The sequence below is a fragment of the Paenibacillus sp. P4_A7 genome (assembly GCF_056402455.1).
Genome location: NZ_JBFUHJ010000369.1, coordinates 1 through 5,686, shown reverse-complemented (window position 1 = coordinate 5,686; position 5,686 = coordinate 1). Strand labels below are relative to the sequence as shown.

Below are 5,686 nucleotides of genomic sequence, written 5' to 3'. Positions count from 1 at the left end.
AGGTTATGCATAAAATAGGGATGAAGTCTGAAGACAATTTCCCTAAAAAAATCTTAAAGTCTGGTATTTATGAAGACTTAGTTCATTATGGTCTGGTTAAATCAGATGTCATTAAAGAAGATTGAACTAACGGGAAACTATAGTTAAAAAGCGACAGCTACAATCAAGGACTTTATTTTCACTGTCCATGCTGCTGCTGTCTTTATTTTTCTTGTTAGTCTAATTGCTTATTTTTAGGGAGTTTAACCATTTATTTTCTCTGTACGCATTTCATCAGCCATTGACGATGATAGAAATCATTTGTGACAAGATGAATTATAGAAAACAACTGTTTGTGTCAAAAGTCATTATATGGTGTGTCAAAAGTATATTATAAAAAAGGTTTAAAAAGGTGTATGTAGTGCCAAAATGAATTATAACTCACACCCCTCATAAATAAATCTCATTAAAGCACCAAAGACTGGAAACTGATCGGCGATTCCCCGACCAATTTCCAGTCTTTTTTCTTTTAMCATATACTAAGGATAAGAAATAATTACATGATACTGCACCATACTGTCTGTATTATTCTTATAACTATGGGGTTGGTCTGCAATAAATCTAAGGGACTCACTTGGATTAATGGTATGGCTACTACCGTTAATCGAAATCTCAAGACTCCCTTGTAAAAGCACAATATATTCCTCTACTCCGGTGCTGTGTGCTTCGGATTCGTGATAACAATGCGGATCCATTTCAACAACATAAATCTCGAATTTTTTTTGTGGGCTAAATGGAAAAAGGGGATATGAACGAAACGAGCCTTTTTCTTCTAACAAAGGTTCCATATCAGCAATTTTAACAATAGATATAGAAGGACTTTGCTCTTCGATTAATGATGTGAAGGACAAATGAAGCCCATTTGCGATTTTCCAAATAACTGAAATGGATGGACTAGATTCACCACGCTCTACTTGTGCAAGCATAGCTTTGCTAACTCCGGTTAACTCCGCCACTTTATCTAGACTCAGACCTCTGCTGTTACGAATTGATTTTAAATTTTTACCTAATTTAACATGTATCGGTTCCATGAATTCTCTACCCTCGGTCTCTATTTTTTTACCCATCGTAACGTAAATAGACTCAAAAGTCGACTTTTTCAAATATTTATGTTGTGCGTTATCTAATACGTATGTATAGTATAACATATAAGAGGGAGGCGGGAATATGTCCAGTATACAGTTAGCACATTTTTTAACCGAAAATATGACTGAACTAAAAAGTAAAGGGTTATACAATGTAATCGACCCTTTGCAGGGGGCAAATGGGGCGATAATTACTATTGCAGGCAAAGAGTATATCAATTTATCCTCGAACAATTATTTGGGATTAACGACTGATTCTAGATTAATCCAGGCAGCCGTAGAGGCAGTGAATATTTATGGGACAGGAGCGGGAGCTGTTCGGACAATTAATGGAACGTTGGATGTTCATTTGCAGCTAGAAGAAAAATTAGCTCAGTTTAAGAATACAGAATCCGTTGTTGTCTATCAATCAGGATTTAATTGTAATATGGCGGCTATTTCTGCAGTGATGGATCAGCACGACGCCATACTATCCGATGAATTAAATCATGCTTCAATCATTGAAGGGTGCAGATTATCCAAAGCGAAGATAATCCGTTACAATCACTCCGACATGGATGATTTACGAAGCAAGGCGAAGACCATTAAAGAATCTGGTTTATATAAAAAGATAATGGTCATTACAGATGGTGTTTTCTCCATGGACGGGGACCTAGCCAAGCTTCCGGAAATTATTGAGATTGCAGCAGAGTATGACCTCATAACCTATGTGGATGATGCGCATGGCTCCGGAGTTCTCGGAGGGGGTGCTGGTACAGTAAAGCATTTTGGACTTTCCGATCAAGTGGACTTTCAAATTGGCACGCTCTCCAAAGCTATCGGCGTCATAGGTGGATACGTAGCCGGAAAGAAGGATTTAATTGATTGGCTCAAAGCAAGAAGCAAGCCGTTTTTATTTTCAACCTCAATGCCAGCTGCGGCTGTTGCACCCTGTATTGCAGCTATAGATATCATTAAGAGCAATCCGGAGCTTATAGATCGATTGTGGGAGAACGGCAATTTTTTGAAGAAGGGACTTCATGAACTAGGCTTCGATATCGGGAATAGTGAAACGCCGATCACACCTTGCATTATTGGAGATGAAAAGCTGACGCAGCAATTTAGCAAAAGGCTTTATGAAGAAGGTGTTTATGCCAAAGCGATTGTATTCCCAACTGTGCCAAAAGGAGGCGGAAGAATAAGAAACATGCCAACTGCAGCACATACTCAGACCATGCTTGAAAAAGCACTATCGATCTATGAAAAAGTAGGGAAAGAGCTGAAGCTGATTTAAAAATGAGTTGAAAGTGAGGGGGTATTCAGATGAAAAAAATATTGGTTACGGGCGCATCGGGTCAAATTGGTACAGAGCTTGTCACTAGACTGCGGCAAATTTATTGTACGGACCATGTAATTGCTACGGATATAAAACAAGTATGTAAACACGAGGCAGCAGGTCCCTTTGAAATTCTGGACGTAACCGATCCCCAAGCCATGTATGATATCGCCAATAAACATCAAGTAGATACAATCATTCATTTAGCTGCGCTATTGTCTGCAACCTCGGAAGCAAAACCATTACTTGCGTGGCAATTGAATATGGGTGGATTACTCAACGCATTAGAAGTTTCTAGAACATTAAATTGCCAGCTATTTACTCCAAGCTCTATCGGTGCATTTGGACCAACAACACCGAGGAGTAATACTCCGCAAGATACCATTCAAAGACCAACATCCATGTACGGCGTTAGTAAAGTTTCAGGGGAATTATTATGTGATTATTATTTTAAAAAGTTTGGAGTTGATACTCGTGGGCTGCGTTTTCCCGGAATCATTTCCTATATCACTCCGCCGGGAGGTGGAACTACTGATTATGCAGTAGAAATTTTTTATGATGCCGTTCAGAGGGGCAGTTATACCTCTTACATTTCGCAAGGTACTTTCATGGATATGATTTATATGCCAGATGCTCTTGAAGCGATCATCTCACTAATGGAGGCAGACGCTTCCAAACTCAAGCATCGAAATGCTTTTAATGTATCGGCAATGAGTATCGAGCCAGAAATGATTGCAGCAGAAATAAGGCGGCATATCCCTCACTTTAAAATCGCCTATCAGGTGGATCCGGTCAGACAAGCGATTGCTGATAGCTGGCCAAATGCAATTGACAGCACTGCTGCCAAGGAGGAATGGGGATTTTGCGTACAATATAATTTGGAGAAAATGACTCAAGAAATGCTCTCGCAAGTGTCCATCAAATTTGCGGGTTAAAGCAGCCTGCTTGACAACTAGAGTCGCAATAACACAACCACATACATGAGGAGGAGGGAGTGAGCAACACAGCTCTCTCTTTTTTTATCCTTTTCCAAGAAGATTACTCAACCTTTCCCATAAACCCATTAATTTTATGAAGGAATTATTAAATCTGGAACGAATATCTAAATCACGTATGTCATGAATAGTGATGTGAAAGATTTTCATAAATAAAAGTTGTATGAGGAGGGATGAGATTTGTATCAGATTCTAGTCGTGGACGACCAGCAAATCGAGATTGATGCTATCGAGTGGCTGATCCAGAAGCACTCCCTCCCCTTGGTATTAGCACAGGCAAATAACGGGGAAACCGGATTAGCTTATATCAAGAATAACCATGTAGATATTTTATTTACGGATATCCGAATGCCGTTTATGGATGGACTCGAGCTAGCGAAGCAGGCCAAAGTGATATTGCCGGATCTTAAAATTATCATTTACAGTGCTTACGGTGAATTTGAATATGCAAAGAGAGCCATTCAGCTAGGTACGATTAATTATATTTTAAAACCAATTGAAGTAGATGAATTTCTGGCCGTAATGAAAGAGGTCATTGTATTTTGCGAGAATGATTTAAGGCGTATGGAACGTGAGAAACAATTACTTACCGGGAGCTTTGTATGGGATAAAGGTAGTACTTGTTTAACGAGTAATTTGAAAGACAACGAAATGGATGACATCCTGCAGCCCATCTTTAAGTCGATTGAACAGAGGAATAATGATGATCTGGAACAATGCTTGGAAATCCTCATAGAAAGGCTGGGAGCATCTGAAAGTATGAGTTCACTTTATGTGAAGCTAGTATTTACAAGTATTATAAAAACTGTTTATGAAACATATGGGAAAAAGGAGAACCAAACCTTAACGGTTGACCTCGAACGTATAGCAGAAAGCGAGACGATTGTTGAGTTAAAGGAGCTTTGCCTCAGCATTTTCCAAAAGCTAGTCAAGCTAGATGATCGAAGCGATGAAAATAACCGCAAGGTAATTGAGGAAGTTATCCGACTCATCCATATGGAATACGGAGATGATATTGGGCTTGACTATTTGGCTGGAAAGGTTCATTTATCCTCTAGTTATTTGAGTTTTTTGTTCAAGAAAGTGGTAGGCCAGAGTCTGGGGAAATATATAACGGGATACCGTATGGAGCGGGCGAAAGAGCTTATGAGAGACACTACGCTCAAAGTGATCGATGTGGGCATTCAGGTTGGCTATACGAATCCTTCTTACTTCAACCTGATGTTTAAACAGTACTTTGATATGACGCCCGTTCAATATAGAGAAAGAGGCGATAGACGTTGAAGCTGCTGCCTATTTTTCACAATTTCCGTCTAAGACAAAAATTAATTCTTTCCTATCTGTCCGTTATCATCCTTCCGACAATAGCACTCGGCTTATATGCGTATCAAAGCTCGAAATCTTCAGCTGAGCATCTGCTCCTGCAAAGTACAACGAATACGGCAAAGCAAATGACGATGGAAATCAGCTACCGGCTGCAGCGGCAAGAGGCACCGATGAAATCAATCGTCTATCATCCGGATGTTATTGATATGATGAGTAATTCGAATCAGGATACGTATTTTCTCGCTAAGACGATGAATGAAAAGATCGAGCCGATCCTGTTCAACTTACTTTATCATGTGGGTGATATGAATGAAATAATGATTTATTCAGAAAACCGTAAAGAGAGCTTTGGCAACTACATCTCCCCTTCTTTAAGCATTGAAAACAGCAGCTGGTACTGGTCGATGAAAGAAAACGATGATCGCTATACAACATGGTGGTGGTATGACAAAGGCAGGTTATTTGCAACACGAAATATTTATGATCCGGATATTCATCAGGTCATTGGTCAGCTTTATGTGAGGTTCAACTTCGATAAAATACTGGGTGAGGTATTGAGCCGAGAAATTGCAGACCATGGTGTCGTAATAATGGACAGTCAGAACAGAATAATTGTCTCTGAGCTTAGGGGACAAGAAGCAGCGATTTCTAACGCCCTTCAAGCGAACTCAGAAACAACCCAAATAAATGCCGATGGCTCCAAATATATGGTTGTCCATGAGGCAATCCCGCAAACCGACTGGACACTCCATTACCTCGCTCCAAAAGGACAAAGCACAGCAAGTACAGGTAATATTTTAAGTGCAACAGGTATCATTGTTTTGCTTTGTATGGTCTTTCTCAGTTTTATTATTTTTTTGTTTTCGGAGACGTTCTTGAAAGGGATCGTTCGATTAAATACGAAAATGAAAATGGTAGAGGAAGGC

At 39.6% G+C, this 5,686-nt stretch carries 5 protein-coding genes; 4 read left to right on the top strand and 1 reads right to left on the bottom strand.

Going from position 1 to position 5,686, the window contains the following annotated elements:
* Positions 1-518: 518 nt before the first annotated feature.
* Complete coding sequence (locus tag AC1DWN_RS26450; protein WP_477561877.1) at positions 519-1,070, bottom strand: helix-turn-helix domain-containing protein; 552 nt, start codon at positions 1,068-1,070, stop codon at positions 519-521.
* Positions 1,071-1,206: 136 nt separating this feature from the next.
* On the opposite strand from AC1DWN_RS26450, the gene AC1DWN_RS26445 reads away from it, so the two are divergent.
* From AC1DWN_RS26445 to AC1DWN_RS26430, 4 genes are all read left to right on the top strand, one after another.
* Positions 1,207-2,397 (top strand): glycine C-acetyltransferase, encoded by a 1,191-nt coding sequence (locus AC1DWN_RS26445; RefSeq protein ID WP_477561876.1) that lies wholly within the window; start codon positions 1,207-1,209, stop codon positions 2,395-2,397.
* A gap of 29 nt (positions 2,398-2,426) precedes the next feature.
* Positions 2,427-3,374: an NAD-dependent epimerase/dehydratase family protein gene (locus AC1DWN_RS26440; protein ID WP_477561875.1), complete on the top strand. Its 948-nt coding sequence runs from the start codon at positions 2,427-2,429 to the stop codon at positions 3,372-3,374.
* A gap of 240 nt (positions 3,375-3,614) precedes the next feature.
* Positions 3,615-4,718, top strand: coding sequence for a response regulator transcription factor (locus AC1DWN_RS26435; RefSeq protein ID WP_477561874.1), 1,104 nt, complete (start codon positions 3,615-3,617; stop codon positions 4,716-4,718).
* Positions 4,715-5,686 (top strand): cache domain-containing protein (locus tag AC1DWN_RS26430; RefSeq protein ID WP_477561873.1); only part of this gene is annotated, 972 nt, incomplete at its 3' end. The genes AC1DWN_RS26435 and AC1DWN_RS26430, both read left to right, overlap by 4 nt.